Origin of the sequence: Ensifer oleiphilus (assembly GCF_013371465.1) — a bacterium.
Classification (GTDB): Bacteria; Pseudomonadota; Alphaproteobacteria; order Rhizobiales; family Rhizobiaceae; genus Ensifer; species Ensifer oleiphilus.
The window spans coordinates 912,306-935,190 of the sequence record NZ_JABWDU010000002.1 but is presented as its reverse complement, the minus strand read 5'-3'; the positions used below and the strand labels follow the sequence as shown (position 1 = coordinate 935,190).

The following is a 22,885-nucleotide window of genomic DNA, read 5'->3' as shown; positions in this document are numbered from 1 at the left end:
AGCCATTCCAATCGCGGACAATCTTTGCGGGATGGCCGCCGTTCAGAGCTGATCGGCCGCTTTTTAGCGACACTGAACTTGAATGCAAGGGGAATGCTGCGCCGCGAAGCGCATTATCCTAAAAACTTTGTATCAACCGGGTCTGGATTGCCGCCATTCGAGATAGGCGTTGATGGTTTTGGTGGCGATGGCCTGCATGGTTGCGGCCGGAACGCCTTCCCAGAGGTCGGCTCCAGCTGTTGCGACCGAGTCCTGTCCCTGAATGCGGTGCAGCCGGTTGCCGCTGCCGTCGAGCACGTCCCAGACATAGACGATCGTGGTCTTGCCATTGTCCTTCAGCGCCGAGAAGTAGCCCTTGAGGATGTGTTCGCTGCTGGCGTCGGCCGATCCCTTGATCGTCAGGCCATGGCTGCGGGCCTCGGCGCCGAGCTGCTTCGAAAGCGGCGTGACGGCTGCCACCGGCGCGCCGATGATCGGCAGGAAGCGGATCGTTCCACTTGTTGCCGTGCTTGCCGACGGCACGGAGGCAACGGCCGGCTGCTGCTGTGGCTGTTCCTGAACTTTCTCGACGCTGGGCTCGGATGTTTCGACGGGTGCAGGTTCGGCGAGCATCGCCGTGTTCTGCACCGGCTCTGTCCCGGAGGCCAGCCGGTTTGCCTGTGCCTCAAGCGAGCCGGCGGGATCGGTGTAGGTGCTGTCGCCGGTCGCATATTCCGTCGGCATGCTGGCGGGCGCCGGCTGCGAGGCGAAGGCCTGGGTGCGTTGCACCGGCGAGCTTTGCACCGGAACGACGGCTGTCTGCGTCGACATCGACTCTAGATCGGACTGCGTCACCGGCGGCGAGCGGAACGTTCCGCCACCGACGTCGACCTGTGGGATCAGCGCGTCCGTGCTGTTGCAGCTCGCCAGTACGGCTGCAAGGCCGAGGCCTGCAATGGGCGTCAAAAGCTTTCGCATCGTTGAAACCGTCCGTCTTTCCTTCGCGGCAGTTCTGTGAAGTGAGCTCCTGTTGTCTGCCATTTCAGCGCGATTGTAGGCGGATTTCCCTAAGCAGAAATGAAGTCCAATCCGTAACGGGAAAGAGCGCGCGGGGTATCGGTCGTCGTGATGTAGGTCTGGCCGAGCGTCATGGCGGTGCCGCTGTCGGAATCCATGATGATCATATGCACGAACAGCGACATGTCGGGCTCGATCTCCTGGGGGTTCCCGAAATGGAACATCTGGTGCTCCATCCACGAGGGAGAAAAACGCGCGCCGAGCGAATAGCCGCAGGCGTTCAGGCGGTGCCGGGCGAGGCCGCGCTCGTCCATGATCCTGGCGTGCACGTCGAAGACGGTGCCGAAGGTGTTGCCGGGGCGCAGCACCATTTCGATCGCCTGGATTGTCTCGCGGCAGGCGCTGTAAAGCTCGCGGTGGCGGTTGGTCGGCTCGCCGATGACGACGGTGCGCATCATGGCGGCGTGGTAATGGGCGCTGACGCCGGCCCATTCGAGTGTCAGCTGATCCTGGCTGTCGAGCAGCCGACGACCGGCCTTGTAGCGGCACAGCAGCGCGTCGGCGCCGGAGCCGATGATGAACTCGTTGGCCGGATAGTCGCCGCCGCCGGCAAGGATCGCGCCCTGCATCGCGGCAAGGATGTCGGCCTCGTTGCCGCCGGGGCCGATGAGCGGCAGCGCCGCGTCGAGTGCGTCGTCGGCAAGGCTTGCGGCCTTTTCCACATGGGCAATTTCCGCCGGGCTCTTGATCAGGCGCAGGCGGCTGACGAGCAGCGAAGCATCGATCAGCTCGCCGAAGGTCGAAAGCTGATGGTCGACGAGGCGCGCGGTGAGGCCGGTCATGCCGTGCGTGTCGTACTCGACGCCGATGCGGTTGCCGAGCAGGTCCATCTCACTGAGCAGGTTCTTCAGGTCCATCGTCGGGTCGGCGTTGACGCGGTCGACCCAGATCTCGATGCGCTCGATATTGGAGGTGTGGCGGGCCTGGCGCAGGTCGGCCGAGCGCGTGAGCAGCACCATCGAGCCGTCCTTCTTGACCACCAGGGTCTGGAAGAAGCAATAACCGAAAGTGTCGTAGCCCGTCAGCCAGTACATGCTTTCCTGGGCAAAGAGCAGAACCGCGTCGAGCTTTTCTTCGCGCATCTTCGCCGTCAGCCGCTCAAGGCGGGCGGCATATTCCTCCTGGGCAAATTGCAGCGCCATGTCAGCTCTCCCGTATGCAAATTGCGGATATCTGTCGGCCGTAATCCGGCTCCTGCCGATGCGTGGTGCGGCGGTAGGAGAAGAAACGGTCCTCGTCGGAATAGGTGCAGATGTCGAGGTTTTCGGCGGTGACACCGGCGGCCGTCAGGCGCGCGATCGTCAGGCCCGGCAAGTCGAACATCGCGTGGCCATCGCGTTCCGATGGGCCGAAGAACTGGTCATAGCTGCCATCGGTCGCCAGGAACCGGTCGACGAACTCTGCACCGACCTCGTAGTTGCGCCGGCTGATCGACGGGCCGAGGCAGGCGACGATGCGCTCACGCCGCGCGCCGAGCGTCAGCATCGCCTCGATGGTGCTTTCGAGTACGCCGCCGAGCGCGCCCTTCCAGCCGGCATGGGCGGCGCCGATAACGCCGGCATCCGCGTCGGCAAACAGGATTGGCCCGCAATCGGCCGACAGCACGCCGAGCACCACACCGGGCGTTGCCGTCACCAAGGCGTCTGCATCCGGCCGGCTGCCGTTGTAGTTGGCGTCGACGACGACCGCGTCGGGAGAATGGACCTGGTGGACGGTGGCGAGACGTTCCGGATCGGCACCGAACCAGCGGCTGACGCGGGCGCGGTTTTCTCCGACCCTAGCCCTGTCGTCGTTCGAGCCGAGGCCGACATTCAGACCGCGATAGATGCCTTCGGAAACGCCGCCTTGGCGGGTGAAATAACCATGTGCGATCGCCGGACCGGCCTTGTCGCTGAAGAGCGAGCTTTGCACGGGGGAAAGCGCGGCATCGTGCTGCATCGGTGTTTTCGCCCTTTGCTTTGATGTGAGTTTCAAATGGGGTTGGGGGCACGTGCGGCCCGGTGAATGGCGGCTGATTTGCCGGCGCGATGTTGACCCGCGACGGCTGGGCTGTCAATTGCCGAACGACAGGAGTGCCGTCGGAAGGAGGCGCCTTGCCCATGGCACCAAACGTCGAACGCCCGGAGCAATGGGGGCTGCGATACCTCAAGAGGATCGGCGAATTTACCCTTGGCCGGCGCGCCTGAGGTATTCAGCCCTTGGGTTTTCGGAATGGCGGAAGCGCGATCGGCGGGCTGCTGACGGCGAGCACCTTGAAGAGTTCGCCCATCTTGCCTTCACCGGATCCGGCAAGCCGTTCGACATCCTGGCGGATACCCTCCTGGGTCACGGCATCCTTCTCGCGGCCGAGGGCTGCTGCGCGCTCCAGAAGGCCGAGCCCGATCAGGAAATCCCCCTGGTGGACAAGGCCGTTGATCTGCAGGCCGTCGTTCTTCGCGCGGCGTGCGAGCTGCTCGAAGTCGACATGGCTGGTGAGATCGGCGCGGCCAGGATTGGCGAGCGGCGGATCATATTGATGGTCGAGCAGCGCCTGCAGCGTGTCACCATAGTTGGTGGCCAGGTATCCGTAATCGATGATGACGGCGGTGCCGCCACCGATCTTCAGTCGCTCGCAAAGGGCCGCCATGACGGCGTCGCGGGCGGGGGCGATCTCGAAGATCGTGCCTTCGGCAACCGCCTGCGCCGGCGACGGCAGCAATGTAGGGTCGATGCCGGCAATCCCAGCCGCAAATGTCAGTTCATCCTCGGCATCAAGACCGACCATGCGTTCGCGAAAGCCTTGCGGTGTGCGCACGAACTGGCGGATCGGAATGGCGTCGAAAAGTTCGTTGGCCGCCAGCAGCAGAAAGCCGTCCGGCAGGGTCTCGAAACTCTCGTGCCATTCCACTTTCTCGCCATGGGCCGCCAACGTCTCCGCCTGGACCTTTCGCAAACGACCGCTTGTCTCGACCAGATGCACGCTGGCGGCTGCATAGAGCTCGGGCAAAAGGCGCCTGACGACCCGCAGGACGTCCGCCATCATCGTGCCGCGGCCGGGGCCGATTTCGACGATCACGGTTTTCGCCGGCGTGCCATGCTGTTGCCAGGCATGGACCAGAAAGATGCCGATCATCTCGCCGAAAAGCTGGCTGATTTCCGGCGCCGTCGTAAAGTCGCCCGCTTTGCCGAAGGGTTCGCGGACGCGGTAATATCCGTGCTCCGGATCCGCCAGGCACAGCGAGAAATAGTCGGTGACGCTGATCGGGCCGTTGGTCCGGATCAGCGCCTTGATCTTGTCGGCGAGTGGTGTCGTCATGCGTCCGTCCCGTTATGCGGCGGCGACGGCCGCCCGGCGCGCCCGGGCAATCGCCCAGATACCGGCAAGCCCCATCGGCAGCGAAAGCAGCATGCCCATGGTCAACCAGCCGCCGGCAAGATAGCCGATCTGCGCATCCGGTTCACGGAAGAATTCGACGAAAATGCGGCTGGCGGCATAACCGAGAACGAAGATGCCGGTGACAAGGCCCGGCGATTTCAGCGCATGGCGGCGATAGATGAACCAGGCGATGACGGCGAGCAGCACCAGGCCTTCGAGCGTTGCCTCATAAAGCTGGCTCGGATGACGGGCAAAAGGGCCGCCGGTCGGGAACACTATGGCCCAGGGCGCAGTCGACAGCCGGCCCCACAGTTCGCCGTTGATGAAGTTGGCAATGCGGCCGAAGAACAGGCCGATCGGCACCACGGCGGCGACGATATCGAACATGCTCCAGATGGCGATGCCGTTGCGGCGCGCAAAGATGATCATCGCAAGCGTCGTGCCGAGGAAGCCACCGTGGAACGACATGCCGCCGTTCCAGATCTCCAGCGCCCGGATCGGGTTTTCGACAACGGAGCCGAGATCATAGAAGAGGATGTAACCGATGCGGCCGCCGAGCACGATGCCGCCGGCAGCCCAGAGCAGGAAGTCGTCGAGCTGAGCGAGCGTCGCTGCCGGTTCGCCGTTGCGCCAGAGTGCGGTGTTCTGCACGAGACGCCGGGCGTAGTACCAGCCGATCAGGATGCCGGCGACATAGGCAAGGCCATACCAGTGCACGGCGAACGGGCCGATCTGGAAGATCACGGGGTCGATTTCAGGGAAGGGGAGAATGGCGAGGCGGGTCGCGATGGTTTCCAAAATGTCTTCTCGTTCCGGACCGGTTGTTTTGCCGGAACATGGCGATCGAATCCGGCGGGGTCAAGGCCGGTTGCGGCCGACCGGCCGCCACGGTTTGGTGATTTTTCTTGCATCCACGCGCGCCTGACCCTACCTGAAATCCAGGACCGCATCGCAATGCGAAGCGGCGGCTGAATATGGAGATCAGGACGATGAGCACAGGCGCCAACCGCATCATGGATGATTTTGCCAAGCTGATGACCGATGCTGCAGGCGCAGCCCAGGGTGTGCGCCGCGAAGTCGAGACCGCCTTTCGCGCCCAGGCCGAGCGCGCGATGAACTCGCTCGATGTCGTCAAGCGCGAGGAATTCGAGGCCGTGAAGGAAATGGCGATCAAGGCGCGCGAGGAAAACGATGCGCTTCTGGCGCGGATCGAGGCTTTGGAAGCGCGTCTCGCCGAAAGCGGCAAGTAACGCCCTCCCTGCCAAGTAACGGCTTTTCAACGTTTTTACTTCGCCCGCGGATCGATTCCGCGGGCGTTTTGCTGTCGATATGCTTGGCGGTGTGAAACGCCGCACAGGGAGGTTAATAAAACCTGAAAAGTTTTCCACCTGTGGACACTGGCAAAAAACCCTTATGCCAGAGTCGTTTAAGCATTCGGGCTGAATGGAAATGGCAACGCGTAACCGGTTGTACCCGGCTATTTTTCGGCCGGGGGGCTGGCAGCCTGACTCCGCCATTATACACTGATTTTAAATGATGATTCGAAACGGACCACACAAGCTCCAGGCAGGGTAAGTCAGCCAGGATGGATGTGAGTTCAGCAATCATAGTGTGTTCTTATTCAGTGCCAGGTTTGCAGAGTTGCGTCTTGTAAACGTGATAACGCGCGCCTGTGTCGCGCCTACTAGGGTGATGCATGAGCCTTTTGGAAATGGAAATCGAGCGTCAGTCCAACCCGGTCGATATGATCGAGTTCGTGGCCGCCACCAATGACTGGTCATTCGAGCGGTCGGGCGAGGACGAGATCGCCATGACCGTCGAAGGCAAGTGGGCGGATTACCACGTGTCCTTCTCGTGGATGGAAGAGTTCGAGGCGCTGCATCTTGCCTGCGCCTTCGACATCAAGGTTCCCGATAGCCGGGTCAACGAAGTCATACGTCTGCTGTCGCATATCAACGGTCAGGTGCTGATGGGGCATTTCGATCTTTGGCGGCAGGAAGAGGTCGTGATCTTCCGGCAGTCGCTGCTGCTCGCCGGCGGTGCCGAGCCGACCAACCAGCAGGTCGAAGTTCTGCTTTCGAGCGCACTCGATGCCTGCGAATCCTATTTCCAGGCGTTCCAGTTCGTCGTCTGGTCGGGCATGGATGCGCAACGCGCTGTCGATGCCGTCCTGTTCGAAACCGTCGGGGAGGCCTGATATGGCTGCCGTCGCTTCCGGTCCCATCGTTCTCATCGGCGCTGGCAACATGGGCGGCGCCATGCTCAGCGGCTGGCTAAAGAGCGGCGTCAAGGGCGCCGACCTTCTGGTGATCGATCCCGGCCCGCCGCCGGCGATGGCAAAGCTGATTGCCGATAATGGCGTCACACACGCGACCTCTGCCCCTGAAGGCGTCGAAGCTGCGGTGATCTTCATTGCGGTCAAGCCGCAGGTGATGGAGACGGTGCTGCCGCCGCTGAAGTCGCTCGTCGGTCCTGGCACGGTCATCGTTTCGGTCGCCGCAGGCAAGACGCTTGCCTTCATTGAAAATCATCTGGGCGCCGCTGCCACCGTGCGCGCCATGCCGAATACGCCGGCGATGATCGGCCGCGGCGTGACAGGCGCCTTTGCCAATGCCCGCGTCAGCGCGGCGCAGCGCAGCCAGGTGCACGATCTCCTGAAAGTCAGCGGTCCGGTCGAGTGGGTCGAGACCGAAGGCGATATCGATGCCGTCACCGCCGTTTCCGGCAGTGGTCCGGCCTATGTCTTCTACCTCGTCGAGTGCATGGCGGAGGCCGGGCGCAAGGCCGGTCTCAAGGCGGACCTCGCCATGCGGCTCGCGCGGGAAACCGTCGCGGGGGCTGGCGAACTGCTTCACCAGTCCCCCGACGACGCCTCGCGGCTTCGCCAGAACGTCACGTCGCCGGGCGGCACGACTGCCGCAGCCCTCGCGGTGCTGATGGCAGATGACGGGATGCAGCCGCTGTTTGACAAGGCCATCGCCGCTGCCCGCCAGCGCGCCGAGGAACTGGCCGGATAAATTTCAGAGCATTGTCATGTCGGAAACGATTACTTTCGCAGATTTCGAACGCGTCGATATTCGCGTCGGTACCATCATCGAAGCCGAAGTTTTCCCCGAGGCGCGCAAGCCGGCCTACAAGCTGAAGATCGATTTCGGCCCCGAAATCGGCGTAAAAAAGTCGTCAGCGCAGATCACCGTGCACTACCAGCCTGAGGATCTTGTCGGCCGGCAGATCATGGCAGTGGTCAATTTTCCGCCACGCCAGATCGGCCCTGTCCGCTCAGAGGTTCTGACGCTGGGCTTTGAAGACGAGGCCGGCGCGATCGTGCTGGCTGCCATCGACAAGCCGATCCCCAACGGCCGAAAGCTGATGTGACCCGATGACAATCCATGTTGATCTGATACCCGAGCGCGTAAAGGTCTCCTGCCTTTGGCGCGCATCCGACGCGGCGCGCGACTGGCGCGCCAGCCATGTCCTCTCGCTGCTCGATCCGGAATTGCCCGAGACCGACGTGCCTGTCATCGCTGACGCAAGCCACCGCGTCGTGCGCATGCGTGACCAGGAAAACGCCGTCGCGACGCAGCACTTCCCGGATCTGGTCCTCGAAGTGTTCGAGGCCATGCGGCCGGCTGCCGACGATGCGTCGAGCCGCATTCTGGTGCATTGCCACGCCGGCGTCAGCCGCTCGACCGCCTTTGCCTACGGCCTGATCGCGCACCAGCTGGGTGCGGGGCGAGAGGACGAGGCCTTCCGGGCGCTATTGACGATCACCAGAAAGCCCTGGCCGAACCGCCGGATCATCGAGATCCTCGATGCGTCGCTCGGTTGTGAAGGCCGGCTGCTTGCTCCGCTCGATGCCATGCGCGCGCGGCATCCACGGCGCATCGATGCCTGGCATCGCTTCAATGAGCGGCGTGGTCTGGTTTCTATCTACAAGCGCTAACGCAAAAGCGTCATTTGACGCTCACATCCGGCACAAGCGTTTCGGCGTAGTGCTTGAGCGAGCGATTGTAGCGCGGCAAATGCCGTGCCAGCCGGCCGAGCGCCAAGCCCGCGGCTTCTCGCGCCCGCCCGGCATCGACGAGCGACAGCGCGAGAAAGGCTGAGACAGCATCGTCGAGTTCGTCCGATGGCATCGTCCGTTCGACCTCCAGCAAGGTTATGCTCTCGTCGATCCGACCGAGATTGCGTAGTGTGCTGGCAAGCTGGATGGTGGCGCGGCGACGGCGAATGCCGGAGAGCCCGCCGGCAAGGGCCTGCCGATACAAGGGTTCGGCATCCGCCTCATGGCCGAGGGAATCCTGAGCCGAGGCCCGCTCGAAGAGGCCGACAGGATCCCTGTGGGGCAACTCCGCCGCCAGCGCGTCGAGCCGCTCGATGAACAGTCCTGCATCGATGCGGCCGAAATCGGCCCATTGCAGAGCCAGCCGCTGCTCCCATTCGTCCCAGTCTGACGGCTCGGACATATCAGGCGTCTCCTCAAGCACGCTATTTCGTTGGTCGGCCTTGCGTAGAAGCAGTCGGGGTCATGCCGGCACGCGCACGGTCGCCCTGAGACCGCCAAGCGGGCTGTCGCCAAGCGTGACGTTGCCGCCGTGGCTGCGGGCGATGTCGCGGGCGATCGCCAGGCCAAGGCCGGTTCCCGAGCTGTCGAGATTGCGGGCCTCGTCGAGACGGAAGAACGGTTTGAACACGTCCTCGCGCGAGCGTTCGGGAATGCCGGGGCCATCGTCATCGACGGTGATCGTCACCCATTTGGCGCTGTGGCGCGCGTCGATGTTGACGCGGTTGGCATAGCGATAGGCGTTGGAGGCGAGGTTGGCGACGAGACGTGTGAAGGCGTTCGGCCGCACGCGAACCTCGTCTTCGCCCTCGATGGAGGTCGTCAGCGTCTTGCCGTGCAGCTCTGCTTCGGCGGCAAGGCGGGTCATCAGGTCGCTGAGCTTCAACTGCCCGACGTCTTCCTCAGCCTCTCCACGGGCAAAGGCGAGATAGCCTTCGAGCATGTTCTGCATGTCGTCGACATCCTGGTTGAGGCTTTCGAGGTCCGGGTTGTTGCCGGCGAGAGCCAGCTGCAGCCGGAAGCGGGTGAGTATGGTTCGAAGATCATGGCTGACGCCGGTGAGCATGGCGGTGCGCTGCTCGATCTGGCGCTCGATGCGTTCGCGCATCTGGATGAAGGCGAGGCCGGCGCGGCGGATTTCCACGGCGCCGCGCGGTGCGAAGTCGTCGATCTTCTGGCCCTTGCCGAAGTTTTCCGCCGCCTTGGTCAGCGCCAGGATCGGTCGGATCTGCCCGCGCAGGAACAGGATGGCGATCGACAGAAGCACCAGAGAAGCGGCGACCATCCACACGATGAAGATGTGGGTGTTGGAAGCATAGGCCTGGTTGCGGCGGGCATAGACGCGCAGCATGCGGCCGTCGTCGAGCTTGATGCGGATTTCGACGAGATTGGAATTGCCGACCGTATCGATCCAGAAGGGACGGCGGATCTGGTTGGAAATCTCCTCGCTCAGGATCTGATCGAGGATTTCGAAGAAGGGCTTGGGTCGCGGCGGCGGCAGTTCGCCGCCCGGCTCGACCGAGATGCTGAGATCGAGCTGATCGCGGGCGATGCGGACGATTTCCGAGATGTCGCGGTCGGCAGGGAAGGTGGCGATGAGATCGACGATTGCGGCGACATCGCCGGTGACGGCGGCCGACAGGCGTTGCGTCACCAGTTGCCAGTGCCGCTCCATGAAGACGAAGGCGACGACCGACTGCAGGAGGACCATCGGGATGATGACGATGAGCAGCGAGCGGGCGTAAAGGCCCATCGGCAGCCGTCGGCGCAGCCAGCGGGTGAAGCGCTTCCACGCGTTGTCGGCCGGGTTTGCCGCCTCGCGCCGGATACTGTCAAAGCTTGCCATCGGTTTCCGCTACGCTCATCTAGGAGATCACCACCCTAAAGCGCGCCGCGACCACTGGTGGTCGCTCCTTGCGCCTTGATTTCATGTTTCCGCGTATGTTGGCGCGACATGCATTAGTCCACGCTCAACCTATAACCGATCCCGCGGACCGTCTGCAGCCAGACGGGATTGGAAGGGTCGTCCTCGATCTTGCGCCTGAGGCGATTGATCTGGACGTCGATGGTGCGCTCGCCGACCTCGGCGTCGTCGCCGATCAGTTCATGGCGCGGGATCGTCTCGCCGGCGCGTTGGGAGAACAGCGTCATGATCTCCTGCTCGCGGTCGGTCAGGCGAATATGATCGGCGCCGCGCCGAAGCTCCTTGCGCACCACCGAAAAGGTATAGGGACCGAAGATCACCTGGTCGACCTTGGGCGCCTGCGCCGGCTGGTTGCGCCTGAGGATATTGCTGATGCGCAGAACCAGTTCGCGCGGCTCGAAGGGTTTTGACAGATAATCGTCGGCGCCTGCCTCAAGGCCCTCGATGCGCGAATTCGATTCCGCCAGCGCCGTCAGCATCAGGATCGGCACGGTCTTGATCTGGCGCAGGCTCTGCGTCAGCGAAATCCCGCTTTCGCCGGGCATCATCACGTCGACGATCAACAGGTCGAAATCGAGACCGACCAGCTTGCGCCGCGCTTCATCCGCGTCGGCAGCCGTCGTCACGCGAAAACCCTGTTCGACCAGATAGCGGTTGAGCAGATCGCGGATACGCCGGTCGTCATCGACGACCAGAAGATGGGCCGCATCGTCGGAGACTGTCGCTTTTGTTGTCATGCCTAGCTTTCCCCCGTCGCCCGCCGATCGCGGGCTTTCGACATTTCAGTCCCCGGCGCCGTTCTTCATGCTGGCAAGGAAGCGTTTGACGGTTTCACGCGCGCCGGGACCCGTCTTTGCCAATGCATGGGCTATGCGGCGGGACTGTGGCTCGGCCAGAGCCCGGGCCAGCGCCTGGCCTTCCTCGGTGGTATAGAGCATGCGCTGCCGCCGATCCTCAGGCCCGGTCACCTGACGGATGTAGCCGGAATCGATCAACTGCTTGAGGACGCGGGCAAGGCTCTGCTTGGTGATCTTCAGCGTGTCGAGCAGGTCAGCCACCGTCATGCCGGGTTCCCGGTCGACGAAGTGCAGGACGCGGTGATGCGCGCGGCCAAAGCCGCCTTTTTCCAGGATCGCATCCGGGTCGGAGGTGAAGTCGCGATAGGCGAAGAAAAGCAGCTCGATGATTTCGAAGTCGATCGTATCATCGTCGTGCGCGACCGTGTCGCCCACATAACGGGTGTTTTCTTTGGATTGGCCGGCCACGCGGTCATTTCCTTTCAGCCAAGTTGCAACTTACGAAACAATCGTAAAAATATGTCAGCCTTATTGACATATTTTTACGGCGTTGGTAGCGTCCATGCTCGGTAAGCGAGACATTTGGCGGCGGTAACACCTCAGGAGGATATGCCGCGCCGCACTGATCGCAAATCCAAAATCTCGAAATTGAATTTTCCCACAATCAGTTTGGCGATAAACTGAAAGCGGGACGATAATCAACAGCAAGAATGGCGCACAAGCGCCGGAGGACGACATCATGGCAGCGGTTCCTTTCGATCAGTTGGACGGCGAAATCTGGTTCAATGGCGAGTTCGTCGCGTGGAAGGATGCCAAGATTCATGTGCTGACCCACGGGCTGCACTATGCCAGTGCGGTGTTCGAAGGCGAGCGCGCCTATGGCGGCCGGATATTCAAGCTGACGGAACACAACCAGCGTCTTCACAACTCCGCCGACATCCTGGGCTTCAAGATCCCCTATTCCGTCGACGAACTGGATGCTGCAAGCGTCGAGCTTCTCAAGCGCCAGGGCTTTTCCGAAGCCTATGTCCGGCCGATCGCCTGGCGCGGGAGCGAGATGATGGGCGTGTCTGCCCAGAGCAATCGCATCAACGTCGCTATCGCCATCTGGCAGTGGGGCAGCTATTTCAACCCGACCGAAAAGCTCAAGGGCATTCGCCTCGATATCGCCGAATGGCGCCGCCCGGACCCGAAGACGGCGCCGTCGAAATCGAAGGCTGCCGGCCTCTACATGATCTGCACCATCTCCAAGCACGCCGCAGAAGCCAAGGGCTATGCCGATGCGATGATGCTCGATTACCGCGGCCAGGTGGCCGAAGCGACCGGCGCCAACATCTTCTTCGTCAAGGACGGCGTCATCCACACGCCGGTGCCGGACTGTTTCCTCGACGGCATCACCCGTCGCACGGTGATCGAGCTTGCCAAGCGCCGCGGCTACCAGGTGATCGAACGGGCGATCATGCCGGAGGAGCTGTCCGGGTTCAGCGAATGTTTCCTTACCGGCTCTGCCGCCGAGGTGACGCCGGTCTCCGAGATCGGCCCCTATCGCTTCACGCCGGCGACCATCTGCGAAACGCTGATGAACGACTACATGAAGGAAGTCTACCCGGTTGCCGCAGCGGCCGAATAACCACTCATAACCTGAATGCAGAAAAGGCGGCCCCCGGCCGCCTTTTGTCTTGCTACGGATATCGTCCGGAAGGCGTCAGGCTTGCTTGCCGAGGAACTGACCGACGATGCCGCTCAAAACACCGCCGCCAACGAGGCCGCCAAGCGCCTGCATGGCGAGACCAGTCGCGGCCGCTTCGCCGCCGAGCATCTGGATCAGGAATCCCCCACCGAGACCGCCGATGGCGCCGACGATGGTGCGCGCGACGACACTGAATGCCCCTTGCTTCAATACTGCGCTGGCCGCGTTTCCGCCGGCCGCCCCCGCGATCAATTGGGTAATGATTGGCATTAATGCTTCCATTGATCCCTCCGTATCGAGGCCCGTCGAAGACGAGCCGCCATATGCCGATGATCCGGCAAGGACAGGTTGAAGCCGAATCTTGAAGCTTGTCAATTTGCGGAAGTCACGGGTGCCTTCAGTGAAGGCTTTGCTCGCTAAAATGTTGCGATTTCACACGGAAATTGGCGTCTTTCGCAATCCTCGACGCGAAAGATGACGGAATTACTACAGTGTTTGAGTAGAGGCGGGGCAACCGCAGCTATAGATCCAGGTGATTCGCTGCAGTGCAAACAAAAACTCCAGCGACGAGAGTCGCTGGAGCTGATTATGGTTGCCCACTGAGGGCGCGTCTTGCCTATCGATAGACGTAGACGATACGGCGCGTCGCCGGCTCAACCAGAACCGGCTGGCCGTTGATGCTGGCATAGTCGTAGGTATAGTCGGGCACGCGGCGCACTTCGACCGTTTGCGGAAGCTCGGCGCCCACCACGACCTCTCCGTCGAGGTAGACGGTATCGCCCGGATTGGTGGTGATATAGGTGCGCACGGTGTCCGGCGGCACGATCGGCTCGACGTCTTCGACAGGGCCAAGCAACTCATCGCCGGGCGCCGGCATCGGCGGGTCGCCTGCCTGCACCTCATAGGTCACCACGGGCACTGCAAGATCGGAGCGTCGATCCTGAACGACGACGGCCGATCCGCCGAGATCGGTTGTCAGATACTGGGCATAAACCCAGCCGCGAAGGCCGTTGACGTCGATACGGCACCACTTGCTGCCTTCGATGCAGCCGTCAAGCACGGCTGTGCTGCCGCGTGTGGCCAGGCCGACGGTCGGATATTGCGGGCCGGGGCCGGCGCGGACGTTGAGGTCGGTGACCGTCGTTGCGGTCATGGCCGCGAAGGCGGCCGAGCCGGCTACGAGTACGAAACCCGCAGCCGCGGCAGTTCGCAACAGGGGGCGGGTAAGGTTCTTCATCATCATGCTCCTTCTTTTTGGCTGAGGGGCAAACGCGGCGGCGGTGGGGATGTTCCCTGGGGAACGTCACGAAATGTGAAGGTGCGACATACTGAGACTGCAACGGTCAACCGGCGTTAAGACGCATGGAACCGTTTCGCGATCGAGGTGTTCTCCTGTCCATGTCGGGCGGGTGCCCGAGGGAAGCGATCAGCGATATGCCCCGCGAAAGGACCATGAGCGGAGGCAGGAGAGGGAGGTTCAATGTCGAATTCAGCTGTTAATCCGGTAAACCCCGCCGTCAACGGATTGCGCCCGGTGGTGGCGATCGTCGTTGCCGCGGAGGTATTTATTACTGCCTTGCTGCTCACCACCGTCCAACTGCCCACACCCCAATCCCCTTCAGCGGAAATTGCCAGCCTACGTTAAAGGGCACTGTGCCTTCTGTCGTTTGGCGCTATAGGTGTGGCAACGACATCTGAGCGAGGCGCTGACGGCATGCTACAGGCGGGCATCATCCCGGTTACCCATTTCCAGCAGAACTGCACGGTTCTTTTCGACGCTGAAACTAAGGAAGGCGTGATCGTCGATCCTGGCGGCGACGTCGACGTGATCCTGCAGACGATCAAGGAGAACGGCATCGCGCTCAAGGCGATCTGGCTGACACACGGCCATATCGACCATGCCGGCGGCGCCAAGGAGCTGAAGGAAGCGCTGGGGCTTCCGATCATCGGTCCGCACAAGGACGATCTGCCGCTTCTGTCGCGGCTGGAAGAGCAGGCCGAGAAATTCGGTCTGGCGATGAAGGTCGAAAACGTCGTTCCCGACCAGTGGCTGGAGGATGGCGATACAGTCTCTTTCGGCAACCATGTGTTCGAAGTGCTGCATTGCCCCGGCCACGCGCCTGGGCATGTGGTCTATTTCAACCGGGTGCAGAATTTTGCCCATGTCGGCGATGTGCTGTTCCACGGCTCGATCGGTCGCACCGATCTTCCCGGTGGCAACCACCAGCAACTGCTTGATTCGATCCGCGACAAGATTCTGCCGCTCGGCGATCAGGTCGGCTTTATCTGCGGGCATGGTCCCGGCGGACAGATCGGTGAAGAGCGGCGCACCAACCCCTATCTGCGGGGTTTATGACCTCTTGCGGCGGCGATCCTGTTTCGAGGGATCGACCGGCAGCCATGAAAAAAGCGCATGCCCGGGAAAGGCATGCGCTTTTTGATTGTCCGCTTAACGGGCTCTAAGATCAGCCGGCGTTGCAGAAGTAGCTGCGGCCATCGTAGCCCCGGAAGGTGCCGTTATCAGGGTTGAACGAGCGATAACGCTGCGAGCAGTAACGGTACCAGGACGGGGTCCAGGGCTCGAGCGAGCCGTAACCGCCGCCGTAGTTGTCAACGACTACGGGACGCGGGCGATAGACGGGGCGCGGACGGTAGACCGGGCGCGGCTCGTAGTAATCGGGTTCCGGGTCGACGTAGACGCGCTCGCTGTAGCGCGGCTGCGAGGCGATCGCACCGCCGATGATCACGCCGGTCGCCAGGCCAAGTGCGCCGAGTGCAACGGCGTCACCGTTGCCATGGTGCCGGTGGCGGTTCCAATCCCCAGCCTCAGCCGTGCGGAGGGTCGGGAGAACCGAGGCGGCGGCGATGACCGAGAGAACCGTCGCTTTGATGAACTTGTTCATGGCTTCAATCCTGTGCATGGTCCGGAGCGGTTCCGGCCTTCATGATGAGAGAAGGTTAACGCTGCCAAACTGAACGGGGCCTGAACAAAAAAACCCGGCATCACTGCCGGGCTTCAACTTGAATCTTTCAGCAGAACCGGTGTTAGCCGGAGATCTGCAGGTTGACCGCCTTCGGGCCTTTGCCGCGGCGATCCGGTTCGGTGTCGAAGCTTACCTTCTGATTTTCCGACAGGCCGTTCAGGCCGGAAGCCTGGACAGCAGAGATGTGTACGAAGATATCCGCTCCACCGTTGTCAGGCTTGATGAAACCAAAGCCCTTGTCGGTGTTGAAGAATTTTACAGTGCCAGTTTCGGCCATGCGTCAGGTCCTTTTCTCTCCACCCGTTTGACGGACGGGTAGCATTGCAGTTTGCCCGGTTGGGCGTTGGGCAGGCAGTTCTCGATATTTGAGGAAAGGTTCCTGTTACCGCAGCCAGCCATCGGAAAGGTTGCAAACATGCGTCCCCCCAGTCTGGCCACCCGGAGTTTTTGCGTCTCCGGCCCGCTTTTATTTCAAGATCTTCCCGTGCTCGTAGATTGCCCGAACAGAGTAAGATTGATGGGTTTATTTTGAATTGGCAAGCAAAACTTTTTAGAAGTGGTATAGCGTCTTGCCATTGCTCAAAAATCGGTCAGTTGCGGTTTTTTCAGGTGATATCTAGGATGCATCGCAAGCTGTTGAAATCACAGCTTTTTGAACGAATGTATCGAGAAGTTGAGTGGTTTGCGCCCAATTTTGCCGCAAGAGTCGTGGCCCTCATCGGCGCGCGATGCTCGCCATAAATTCGCAACTGACTGATATGTTTGAAGCTTCTTGCCGTAGCGCTGCCCCGACTCGAGGCTTCAGTCTTCGCTGCAGAAAACATGCAAGTATTAATGGAAAAATTCTGCGGCGCGCGGAAGCGTTTCAAAGTCAAGCAACAGCTTTCCAGGTGGGGGCAGTCACAAGTAACGCAGCAGTTCAGTACCCGTCAAATTCAACGGTTATAGTTCTGCCTACTCCCCACCAGGGCGTGGCTCGCCTCAGGCGGGAGCCTGCGCGCGCCGGTCCTTTGTCAGCTCCGGCACGATTTCCACCACCAGCATCGCTGCAAAAATGATGGCGCAGCCGACATAGCCGATGGGCGTAATGATCTCTCCAAGCAGAAGCACGCCGAACAAGGCCGCAAACAGCGCCTCGCTCGACAGGAAGATCGCTGCCTGCGGTGCCGTGGTGTAGCGCTGGCCGACGACCTGGCAAATGAAGGCGACACCACTGGAGAAGATACCGGCATAGAGGATTTCCGGCAGCGCGCCCTTCACCGCCTCCATGCTCAAGGGCTCGATCGCCATGGCGACGACGCAGCCGAGCACAGCGCAAACGGCGAACTGCACCATCGACAACAGCATCGGACGGCCGCTGCTGGGGGCGAAGATGCCGACCAGCATCATTTGCAGTGCCCAGAAGAGTGCGCACACGATGGTCAGGTAGTCACCGCCGGTCAGGCTCGACAGCGCCCCGCCGCTCAGCAGGAAGATGCCGAACAGCGCCATCAGTGCTCCAGGCCAGATGATCCAGTGCGGCTTGCGGCGGAGGAAGATCACCGTCAGCACGGGCACGAAAACGACGTAAAGGCCGGTCAGAAAACCGGAATTGGTGACACTGGTGGTCAGCAGTCCATATTGCTGGGTGACTGCGCCGGCGAAAAGCGCAAGTCCGACAAACGCGAAATTTCGCACAGTCCTGCCGGTCAAAGGCTGCGGTGCCCGCCGGGTTTCGACGATGGCAAGCGGCAGCGCGACCAGCGTCGCGATGGCAAAACGCAGTGTGATGAACCAGAGCGGGCCGATCGCCTGCATCGCCGTCGATTGAGCGACGAAACCGGCACCCCAGATGGCACCGGAAAACAGCAGGAACAGATTGGCCTGAACGCGGGTCATGATTGCATCTCCTCAGATGCATCGCCGTCTATCAGTTGCGATTTTCCCGGGCAAGGCTCATCGTCGCGGGTCGGGCACAACGAAATCCCGAAAACGCCTGCGACTGCGGGGGAGGTGGAAATGGGCGACAGCGGCTATTGCGGAACACCGCTTGTCCGCAAGCTCGGTTTGAGGGACGACCAGTCGGCGTTGTTGCTTTGCGTCCCCGATAACCTCGCCGACATTGCCGGCTTTCCCGGGTTGGCCATCTGCGACACCGCCATGGACGACCGGGCCTTGCGCAGGCACGACTACATCCATGTCTTCGCCGTGGAAAGGTCAGAACTGGAGGCCGCGGCGATGCGGCTTTCCGCAAGCCTGAAGCCGGATGGCATGATGTGGATCTCGTGGCCGAAGCGCGCATCGAAAGTGCCGACGACGCTGACGGAGGGCGTCTTGCGCGAGATCTTCCTGCCGCTCGGTCTGGTCGACACCAAGGTCTGTGCCGTCGACGCTGTCTGGTCCGGTCTGAAGTTCATGTTTCGCAAGAATGTTCGCGCCGATCTGTGATGTCGAGGCTTCTACTGCGTCGGCGCCTTGGAGACCCTGAGCAGCGCGCCATCCTCTTCGTCCGTCACCATTAACAGCGCGCCATCAGGCGCGACGACGACATCGCGGATGCGGCCGAACTCGCCGTCGAACAGTCGCTCTTCGGCGGTGACTGCGCCGTTATCGTCCCGTTCCAGCCGGGCGAGCAGCTGGTACTTCAACGCTGCGACCAGCAGGCTGCCGTCCCACTCCGGAAACATCTTGCCGCGGTAGACCGCAAGCGCGCCCGGCGCAATCGAGGGATCCCAATAGTAGAGCGGCTGGTCGAAGCCGTCCTTTGCCGTACCTTCGCCGATCTCGGCACCGGAATAGTCCTTGCCGTAGGTGATGACAGGCCAGCCGTAGTTGTGGCCAGGCTGCGGATTGTTGATCTCGTCGCCGCCGCGCGCGCCGTGCTCGGCGGTCAGAAGCGTGCCGTCTTTCGGATCGGTAGCGATCCCTTGCGGATTGCGATGTCCCTTCGACCAGATTTCCGGCAGGCCCTCGGTGCCGCCGCGATAGGGGTTGGCGGCGGGAATGCTGCCGTCCGGGTTGATGTGAAGGATGGCGCCGGCATGATCGTGTAGATCCTGGGCGCGGTCGCGCTCGCCACGGTCGCCGATACCGAAGAACAGGCTGCCATCAGGCGCGATCGCGATGCGCGAGCCGAAATGCTGGCCCTTGCGGGTCAGCTTGTTCATACGGAAGAGTTCCTTGACGTCGCTCAGGCTCTTGTCATCAGCCGCCAATGTCGCCCTTACAAGCGCCGTGCCAAAGCCGCCGTCGCCATTGGCCGCAAGCGTCAGGTAGAGTGTGCGGCTGGTGGCAAAGTCGGGGGCGAGCGCAATGTCGAGCAGTCCGCCCTGACCCTGTTCTGCCACTTCAGGCACGCCCGAGAGCGGCGCCGAGGCCTTGCCGTCGCGGATGATGCGCAGCCGGCCGGCACGCTCGCTGACGATGTAGCCGCCATCCGGCAGGACTTCGACCGACCAGGGGTGTTCGAGCCCGGCGGCCAGCGTCTCGACCAGCACGTCACCGTGCTGAGAGGGGAATTCGCGTGTTTCCTGCGCGCCGGCGGCAAATGGAGGGGCAAAGAAAGCCAGGCCAGCCAGCAGTGGCAGAACCGTCCGTTTCATCGGGGCCGTTTTCAGCCTTGATGCCTGCGCCTGCCGCATTCGATATCTCCGATCCGTTCCTGCCGTTGCTTCGTCGCGTTCTCGCAAGCTGGAGCGGTCGTGCGCTGCGTTCAAGTCACATCGGATCAAAAAGGCTTTATTTCGCGATCGAACCTGTGGTCAGCGGCACCGGATGCTGCTCGCCGACCAGTTCGGCCGTCACGATGTAGCGCATCGGCCCGGGCTCGATCGCATCGAAGGGAAAGCAGGTGGCGAGCGCCAGTTTGTGACCGCTCGCCGATGCATTGATGCCACTCTCGTCCCAGCGCGCGACCCGGCCTTCGCCGGCGCGGAACAGAAAGCGACGCCCGTCCTTGCGGGTCAATACAAGCAGATCGCCCGGTGACACATCCTTCAGCCAGCGGAAATGGGTATCGCGGTGGGCGGCAATGACGGAGGTGCCTTCTTCGCCGGGAAGAGGGGTATTGGCGAGCCAGGCCGGCCCGAAGGCAAGCGCCTGGCCGCTTGCTCCCTTCAGTACGATCGCCGAACGGTTGATACGCGGAGCCATGATTTCCGCGGTGGTTTCGAAATCGGCCCAGGGCCAGGGTTTGCCGTCGGCCTCGCCGTGCAGCTGCGCGTCGAAACTCTTCTTCAACAGCACCTGGGAGACCTCGGCCTTGGCCTTCATGTAAAACCCCTTGCCGACCAGCATCAGGCCGGCAAGGGCGATCAGGGCAATGATCGCGACGACGATGGTCTCGAACGCCGAAAGACGGGCGAGGAAGCTAGGGCGCGGCCCGGGCAGGTCGTCGTCAGCGGCCATGGCGTCGAACCCCTGCGATGACGAGGGCGGCAATCTGTCCGCGCCAGAAGACGAAGGTGCTGCCGGCAACAAGCGCGAAGGCGAGCAGCATCAGACCGATGAGGATCTGCTTGTCCGCCTCGGTCGCCGTCTGCGGCAGGTTCACCTGGTTGTTGGCTTCGGCAATCAGACCGGCCGCGCGTGCGGTCGGCGCCGCCAGCATGCGGTCGGCGGTCACCATCACCAGCTTCGTCTGGCTTTCGACTGAGGCCTCGCGCTCGTCGACTGTGCCGTTTGCATCGGGCTTCTCGCCAAAGACCTTGCCGAAGTCCCAGCCGGCCGGCAGGTTGAGCGGCATATCCGTTGCCGTCAGGTTTTCGCCGGCGGGACGCGATGGCGTCGCATCGACGGCGACCAGGCTGGTGACGCGCGAGACCAGGTGATGGGCCAGCGCCACCGTTTCGATCTGTCTGTCGAGCGATGCCGGATCGGCGATCGCCGACGCGCTTGCCTCGAGATCGTCGATCTTGCGGCGGGCCCAGAGCTTGGCGATGCCTTCGCCGGTTGCGGCCTTGGCGATGTCCATCTCGACGCGAAAGGGCTGGTCGCCCGCCTTGCCGACGATGCGCAGCTTGCCTTCCGGCGCCGTGCCGTTGAGTTCGGCCGTCAGCACGACCGGCTCGCCGCGATAGAGGTCGGGCATGGGGTTCGGGGTAATGTCGCCCTTGGCTGCGCCCTCGAAAGTCGCCGAGATGTCGGTCATGACAGGGCTTTCGAGCTTGGTGAAGAGTTCGCCCATGCGGGCGGCCACCTGGCTTTCCGAGCCGATCAGCGTGAAGGTGCCGCGACCGTATTCGGCAGCCTTGGTCATGAAGTGACTGTTGGGTGCCGAGCCGATCCCGACGGTGAAGACGCGCGCGTCGCCGCGGTTCGTCTGGATTTCCTGGAAAAGCTGGCCTTCATTACCGATGGCGCCGTCGGTGAGGAACACCACCTGGCGAAGTGCGCCGGCCGCGACCGGTCCCTGCGTGCGCAGGGCTGCTTCCAGCGCCGGCAGCATTTCGGTGCCGCCGTCTGCCGTCAGGCCGCGCACGAAGGCGATGGCGTTCTCGCGCTTGTCAGGCGTCGCCTCGACGAGCGCGGGGAAGTGCACGGTCATGGTGTCGTCGAAGCGGATGACGTTGAAACGGTCTTCCGGTTTCAGCCGCGAGATCGCCAGCGCCAGGCTTTCCTTCGCCTGCTCCATCGACGGGCCGGCCATCGAGCCGGAATTGTCGATGACGAAGACCACTTCGCGCTTCACCGGCTTGTCGGTCTCGGTCGCTGCGACCGGCGGGGTGACAAAGGACAGGAGATAGGTCTTGCCGCCGACGGTCTCGCGGAAAAGGCCGGCATAAGGGCTCTTGCCCTCGACCGCCTTCCAGCTGAGTTCGAAATCCCTGTCGGCCGGAACGCTTCCAGCTTTCAGCGTGATCTTGCGGGTCAGCTGGTCGATCGTGGCTGTATCGATCTCGTGGAAGGCCGAGGTCACCTCGGCGATCGGGAAGCCCGCCTTCAGGTTGACCGTCAGCGTAACCGGGTTGACCTTGGCGTTTTCGCGCGGGTCGAGCACCGGTGGCTCGATCTTTTCGCGATTGGGAACCGGGTCGCTGACGGCATAGCCGGAGCGGCTGTCGAGGTCGACGGTCTGGACGATCGGCTGCGGATTGTAGCGCGGCGCCACCACCATCGGGAAGCGGAAGGTGAAAGCGTCGTTCGACTGGCGCACGCCGCTTTGATATTCGATCTGCACGACCACCGTTTCACCGGGGCCGATGTTGGCGACCTGATTGGTGAAGAGGTTGGGGCGCTGCTGTTCGAGAAGGGCGGCCTTCTTGCCCTCGGCCTTGGCCTGCTCGTAGATTTCCTTGGCGGCCTGGCGTGGCTTGATCTGGCCTTCAATGAAGCGGTCGCCGATCTGCATCTTCAGGGTGTCGACGGCGGAATCATCGGGAAGCGGGAAGACATAGGTGCCTTCGACCCATCCCTTGCTCGGGTTCTGGAATCGCTGCGTGACCCGGGTGCGCATGATCGGGCCGTTGACGTCGATCTCGACATCGGTCGCAAGGCGCGGCGCCTCGACGAAGTAGCCAGGCTCCTTCGATGGAAACAGCAGGGCGCCGGTGCCCATGTCGTTGGGTCTGACATAGCCGGCCATCTGCTGCGGCGGCGGATTAACCGTCTGGGCAGACGCCTGAGTCATCAAGCCGAGGATCATCACGATGCAGGCGGCGAGCGCTGCAAGCGCCAGATACATGCCCCAGCGCGCTTCATTTTGTCGTGTTCGTGATTCAGCGATTTCGTCGTCGAGAAACATTGCATACCCCCGTGATGCGATGCGATCGGCTCATGCGAGGAAAGGCCCGGAAACCGGCTGTTGCAGGACGGAATTGCGGCGGACCGCGACAGTTGTCGTGGCTAAATTATGGCATTCTGTAAATTGCAGAATTCCGCTGATTTTTTTGAATAAATCAGGATCGCCGGACGTTCCGGATCAATGCTATCGATGCGCCTCCGAGCGCCAGCAAGAGACGAGGCGTGATCACGGGTGCCTCACGACATGCATCCCGTTGTGGTTGCCGCCAGACGCCGCTCAAGCATCCTGCGGCAAT

26 protein-coding genes are annotated in these 22,885 nt (G+C 62.2%); 9 read left to right on the top strand and 17 right to left on the bottom strand.

What is annotated here, in order from left to right; genetic code table 11:
- Positions 1-132 precede the first annotated feature (132 nt).
- The 5 genes from HT585_RS11260 to lgt form a co-directional block, all read right to left on the bottom strand.
- Positions 133-957 carry a hypothetical protein gene (locus tag HT585_RS11260; protein WP_176352967.1) on the bottom strand — a complete coding sequence of 275 codons (825 nt, stop codon included), beginning with the start codon at positions 955-957 and terminating at the stop codon, positions 133-135.
- Positions 958-1,046: 89 nt separating this feature from the next.
- Positions 1,047-2,198, bottom strand: coding sequence for a M24 family metallopeptidase (locus HT585_RS11255; protein ID WP_176352966.1), 1,152 nt, complete (start codon positions 2,196-2,198; stop codon positions 1,047-1,049).
- Between the two features lies 1 nt (position 2,199).
- Positions 2,200-2,994: a peptidoglycan editing factor PgeF gene (gene pgeF / locus HT585_RS11250; protein ID WP_176352965.1), complete on the bottom strand. Its 795-nt coding sequence runs from the start codon at positions 2,992-2,994 to the stop codon at positions 2,200-2,202.
- A gap of 253 nt (positions 2,995-3,247) precedes the next feature.
- Positions 3,248-4,351 (bottom strand): class I SAM-dependent methyltransferase, encoded by a 1,104-nt coding sequence (locus HT585_RS11245; RefSeq protein ID WP_176352964.1) that lies wholly within the window; start codon positions 4,349-4,351, stop codon positions 3,248-3,250.
- Between the two features lie 12 nt (positions 4,352-4,363).
- Complete coding sequence (gene lgt / locus HT585_RS11240) at positions 4,364-5,209, bottom strand: prolipoprotein diacylglyceryl transferase (protein WP_176352963.1); 846 nt, start codon at positions 5,207-5,209, stop codon at positions 4,364-4,366.
- Between the two features lie 191 nt (positions 5,210-5,400).
- Here lgt and HT585_RS11235 point away from each other — a divergent pair, with 191 nt between their 5' ends.
- From HT585_RS11235 to HT585_RS11215, 5 genes are all read left to right on the top strand, one after another.
- Positions 5,401-5,661 carry an accessory factor UbiK family protein gene (locus tag HT585_RS11235; protein ID WP_176352962.1) on the top strand — a complete coding sequence of 87 codons (261 nt, stop codon included), beginning with the start codon at positions 5,401-5,403 and terminating at the stop codon, positions 5,659-5,661.
- A 446-nt stretch (positions 5,662-6,107) separates the two neighbouring features.
- Positions 6,108-6,608, top strand: coding sequence for a type III secretion system chaperone family protein (locus tag HT585_RS11230; protein WP_025427918.1), 501 nt, complete (start codon positions 6,108-6,110; stop codon positions 6,606-6,608).
- A 1-nt stretch (position 6,609) separates the two neighbouring features.
- On the top strand, positions 6,610-7,428 hold the full coding sequence (gene proC, locus HT585_RS11225) for a pyrroline-5-carboxylate reductase (protein WP_176352961.1): 819 nt from the start codon (positions 6,610-6,612) through the stop codon (positions 7,426-7,428).
- Between the two features lie 16 nt (positions 7,429-7,444).
- The gene (locus HT585_RS11220) at positions 7,445-7,786 is read left to right on the top strand and encodes a tRNA-binding protein (protein WP_176352960.1); all 342 of its coding nucleotides are present in this window, start codon (positions 7,445-7,447) and stop codon (positions 7,784-7,786) included.
- A 4-nt stretch (positions 7,787-7,790) separates the two neighbouring features.
- Entirely contained in the window at positions 7,791-8,354 is a 564-nt protein-coding gene (locus tag HT585_RS11215) for a dual specificity protein phosphatase family protein (protein ID WP_176352959.1), read from the top strand.
- Between the two features lie 10 nt (positions 8,355-8,364).
- On the opposite strand, the gene HT585_RS11210 is transcribed toward HT585_RS11215, so the two are convergent.
- The 4 genes from HT585_RS11210 to HT585_RS11195 form a co-directional block, all read right to left on the bottom strand.
- Positions 8,365-8,877 (bottom strand): tetratricopeptide repeat protein, encoded by a 513-nt coding sequence (locus tag HT585_RS11210; protein WP_176352958.1) that lies wholly within the window; start codon positions 8,875-8,877, stop codon positions 8,365-8,367.
- Positions 8,878-8,937: 60 nt separating this feature from the next.
- Positions 8,938-10,320, bottom strand: a complete 1,383-nt coding sequence (locus HT585_RS11205; protein ID WP_176352957.1) for an ATP-binding protein — start codon at positions 10,318-10,320, stop codon at positions 8,938-8,940.
- 113 nt (positions 10,321-10,433) lie between these two features.
- Positions 10,434-11,135: a response regulator gene (locus HT585_RS11200; RefSeq protein WP_065786378.1), complete on the bottom strand. Its 702-nt coding sequence runs from the start codon at positions 11,133-11,135 to the stop codon at positions 10,434-10,436.
- Positions 11,136-11,180: 45 nt separating this feature from the next.
- Positions 11,181-11,663 (bottom strand): MarR family transcriptional regulator, encoded by a 483-nt coding sequence (locus HT585_RS11195; protein WP_176352956.1) that lies wholly within the window; start codon positions 11,661-11,663, stop codon positions 11,181-11,183.
- Positions 11,664-11,934: 271 nt separating this feature from the next.
- On the opposite strand from HT585_RS11195, the gene HT585_RS11190 reads away from it, so the two are divergent.
- Entirely contained in the window at positions 11,935-12,825 is an 891-nt protein-coding gene (locus HT585_RS11190) for a branched-chain amino acid aminotransferase (RefSeq protein ID WP_176352955.1), read from the top strand.
- 75 nt (positions 12,826-12,900) lie between these two features.
- On the opposite strand, the gene HT585_RS11185 is transcribed toward HT585_RS11190, so the two are convergent.
- A complete protein-coding gene (locus HT585_RS11185; protein WP_025427909.1) occupies positions 12,901-13,167 on the bottom strand; it encodes a hypothetical protein in 267 nt (88 codons plus the stop codon).
- Between the two features lie 334 nt (positions 13,168-13,501).
- Positions 13,502-14,122 carry a DUF1236 domain-containing protein gene (locus tag HT585_RS11180; RefSeq protein ID WP_176352954.1) on the bottom strand — a complete coding sequence of 207 codons (621 nt, stop codon included), beginning with the start codon at positions 14,120-14,122 and terminating at the stop codon, positions 13,502-13,504.
- Positions 14,123-14,365: 243 nt separating this feature from the next.
- Here HT585_RS11180 and HT585_RS11175 point away from each other — a divergent pair, with 243 nt between their 5' ends.
- On the top strand, positions 14,366-14,530 hold the full coding sequence (locus HT585_RS11175; protein ID WP_176352953.1) for a hypothetical protein: 165 nt from the start codon (positions 14,366-14,368) through the stop codon (positions 14,528-14,530).
- 69 nt (positions 14,531-14,599) lie between these two features.
- The gene (locus HT585_RS11170; protein WP_176353278.1) at positions 14,600-15,241 is read left to right on the top strand and encodes an MBL fold metallo-hydrolase; all 642 of its coding nucleotides are present in this window, start codon (positions 14,600-14,602) and stop codon (positions 15,239-15,241) included.
- 109 nt (positions 15,242-15,350) lie between these two features.
- Here HT585_RS11170 and HT585_RS11165 read toward each other — a convergent pair whose 3' ends face one another.
- The 3 genes from HT585_RS11165 to HT585_RS11155 all read right to left on the bottom strand — a co-directional run bounded on the left by HT585_RS11165 (position 15,351) and on the right by HT585_RS11155 (position 17,747).
- Positions 15,351-15,788, bottom strand: a complete 438-nt coding sequence (locus HT585_RS11165; protein WP_176352952.1) for a BA14K family protein — start codon at positions 15,786-15,788, stop codon at positions 15,351-15,353.
- 142 nt (positions 15,789-15,930) lie between these two features.
- Positions 15,931-16,146, bottom strand: a complete 216-nt coding sequence (locus HT585_RS11160; RefSeq protein ID WP_025427905.1) for a cold-shock protein — start codon at positions 16,144-16,146, stop codon at positions 15,931-15,933.
- A 704-nt stretch (positions 16,147-16,850) separates the two neighbouring features.
- Positions 16,851-17,747, bottom strand: coding sequence for a DMT family transporter (locus HT585_RS11155; protein WP_176352951.1), 897 nt, complete (start codon positions 17,745-17,747; stop codon positions 16,851-16,853).
- Positions 17,748-17,867: 120 nt separating this feature from the next.
- Here HT585_RS11155 and HT585_RS11150 point away from each other — a divergent pair, with 120 nt between their 5' ends.
- Positions 17,868-18,296, top strand: coding sequence for a hypothetical protein (locus HT585_RS11150; RefSeq protein WP_176352950.1), 429 nt, complete (start codon positions 17,868-17,870; stop codon positions 18,294-18,296).
- A gap of 11 nt (positions 18,297-18,307) precedes the next feature.
- Here HT585_RS11150 and HT585_RS11145 read toward each other — a convergent pair whose 3' ends face one another.
- The 3 genes from HT585_RS11145 to HT585_RS11135 form a co-directional block, all read right to left on the bottom strand.
- Positions 18,308-19,450 (bottom strand): PQQ-dependent sugar dehydrogenase, encoded by a 1,143-nt coding sequence (locus HT585_RS11145; RefSeq protein ID WP_246707623.1) that lies wholly within the window; start codon positions 19,448-19,450, stop codon positions 18,308-18,310.
- A gap of 136 nt (positions 19,451-19,586) precedes the next feature.
- Positions 19,587-20,255, bottom strand: a complete 669-nt coding sequence (locus HT585_RS11140; protein WP_176352948.1) for a class GN sortase — start codon at positions 20,253-20,255, stop codon at positions 19,587-19,589.
- Positions 20,245-22,590 (bottom strand): marine proteobacterial sortase target protein, encoded by a 2,346-nt coding sequence (locus HT585_RS11135; RefSeq protein WP_176352947.1) that lies wholly within the window; start codon positions 22,588-22,590, stop codon positions 20,245-20,247. Before HT585_RS11135 ends, HT585_RS11140 begins: the two co-directional genes overlap by 11 nt.
- Positions 22,591-22,885 lie beyond the last annotated feature (295 nt).

Bases quoted from the DNA above. Each gene is read 5' to 3' on its own strand.
- HT585_RS11230 (WP_025427918.1), top strand. From the start codon at position 6,108: ATGAGCCTTTTGGAAATGGAAATCGAGCGTCAGTCCAACCCGGTCGAT.
- HT585_RS11150 (WP_176352950.1), top strand. From the start codon at position 17,868: ATGGGCGACAGCGGCTATTGCGGAACACCGCTTGTCCGCAAGCTCGGT.
- HT585_RS11185 (WP_025427909.1), bottom strand. From the start codon at position 13,167: ATGGAAGCATTAATGCCAATCATTACCCAATTGATCGCGGGGGCGGCC.
- HT585_RS11165 (WP_176352952.1), bottom strand. From the start codon at position 15,788: ATGAACAAGTTCATCAAAGCGACGGTTCTCTCGGTCATCGCCGCCGCC.
- HT585_RS11260 (WP_176352967.1), bottom strand. From the start codon at position 957: ATGCGAAAGCTTTTGACGCCCATTGCAGGCCTCGGCCTTGCAGCCGTA.
- HT585_RS11255 (WP_176352966.1), bottom strand. From the start codon at position 2,198: ATGGCGCTGCAATTTGCCCAGGAGGAATATGCCGCCCGCCTTGAGCGG.
- HT585_RS11135 (WP_176352947.1), bottom strand. From the start codon at position 22,590: ATGTTTCTCGACGACGAAATCGCTGAATCACGAACACGACAAAATGAA.
- HT585_RS11180 (WP_176352954.1), bottom strand. From the start codon at position 14,122: ATGAAGAACCTTACCCGCCCCCTGTTGCGAACTGCCGCGGCTGCGGGT.
- pgeF (WP_176352965.1), bottom strand. From the start codon at position 2,994: ATGCAGCACGATGCCGCGCTTTCCCCCGTGCAAAGCTCGCTCTTCAGC.
- HT585_RS11160 (WP_025427905.1), bottom strand. From the start codon at position 16,146: ATGGCCGAAACTGGCACTGTAAAATTCTTCAACACCGACAAGGGCTTT.
- HT585_RS11245 (WP_176352964.1), bottom strand. From the start codon at position 4,351: ATGACGACACCACTCGCCGACAAGATCAAGGCGCTGATCCGGACCAAC.
- HT585_RS11200 (WP_065786378.1), bottom strand. From the start codon at position 11,135: ATGACAACAAAAGCGACAGTCTCCGACGATGCGGCCCATCTTCTGGTC.
- HT585_RS11210 (WP_176352958.1), bottom strand. From the start codon at position 8,877: ATGTCCGAGCCGTCAGACTGGGACGAATGGGAGCAGCGGCTGGCTCTG.
- HT585_RS11220 (WP_176352960.1), top strand. From the start codon at position 7,445: ATGTCGGAAACGATTACTTTCGCAGATTTCGAACGCGTCGATATTCGC.
- HT585_RS11145 (WP_246707623.1), bottom strand. From the start codon at position 19,450: ATGAAACGGACGGTTCTGCCACTGCTGGCTGGCCTGGCTTTCTTTGCC.
- HT585_RS11190 (WP_176352955.1), top strand. From the start codon at position 11,935: ATGGCAGCGGTTCCTTTCGATCAGTTGGACGGCGAAATCTGGTTCAAT.
- HT585_RS11235 (WP_176352962.1), top strand. From the start codon at position 5,401: ATGAGCACAGGCGCCAACCGCATCATGGATGATTTTGCCAAGCTGATG.
- HT585_RS11170 (WP_176353278.1), top strand. From the start codon at position 14,600: ATGCTACAGGCGGGCATCATCCCGGTTACCCATTTCCAGCAGAACTGC.
- HT585_RS11140 (WP_176352948.1), bottom strand. From the start codon at position 20,255: ATGGCCGCTGACGACGACCTGCCCGGGCCGCGCCCTAGCTTCCTCGCC.
- HT585_RS11205 (WP_176352957.1), bottom strand. From the start codon at position 10,320: ATGGCAAGCTTTGACAGTATCCGGCGCGAGGCGGCAAACCCGGCCGAC.
- HT585_RS11215 (WP_176352959.1), top strand. From the start codon at position 7,791: ATGACAATCCATGTTGATCTGATACCCGAGCGCGTAAAGGTCTCCTGC.
- proC (WP_176352961.1), top strand. From the start codon at position 6,610: ATGGCTGCCGTCGCTTCCGGTCCCATCGTTCTCATCGGCGCTGGCAAC.
- HT585_RS11175 (WP_176352953.1), top strand. From the start codon at position 14,366: ATGTCGAATTCAGCTGTTAATCCGGTAAACCCCGCCGTCAACGGATTG.
- HT585_RS11155 (WP_176352951.1), bottom strand. From the start codon at position 17,747: ATGACCCGCGTTCAGGCCAATCTGTTCCTGCTGTTTTCCGGTGCCATC.